Consider the following 508-nt stretch of genomic DNA (forward strand, 5'->3'; position numbering starts at 1 on the left):
TCGTAGTCGAGGAACCCGACCTGGCCGCGAGCGACGGCGTAGCCGGTGCCGGCGGCGACGCGGTTCGACGGGAAGATCTCGAGTCCGGCCTCCTTGAGGATCTCGTCGAGATCCGGACCGTAGGCGATCCGCAGGTTGTGCTTCTCCTGCGGGTTGAGCAGCCACAGGTCGTAGACCACGCCGAGCTCTTCGACGTCCGCGGCGAGCTGCACCTTCGCGAAGTCCGCGAAGGGGCGCTGGTTGTTCGGCGTCGGCGTGGTGCCGGTGAGGGTGACGTCGGACCAGTTGTTGCCGGGAACGACACCGGCGCCGCCGAGACCGGTGATCGCAGCGTCGAGGGTCGCGACCGTGCGCTGGTTGACCTTGCGGACGATGGTGTTGCCGAGCTGAGTCACCTGGTTGTTGAAGTGCACAACGTCGTTGCGCGACTTCGCCTGATCGGTGATCCAGAACTTGCCGCCCCAGTCCTCGGCCGCCGCGACCTTCGGTTCGCCGCGCTCGCTGCCGA

1 protein-coding gene is annotated in these 508 nt (G+C 67.3%); it reads right to left on the reverse strand.

The features are described from left to right. A partial coding sequence (locus AC1DYG_RS19290; protein WP_477641470.1) for a major capsid protein occupies positions 1-508 on the reverse strand: 508 nt, incomplete at both ends.

It is taken from the genome of Pedococcus sp. P1_H8, assembly GCF_056405175.1.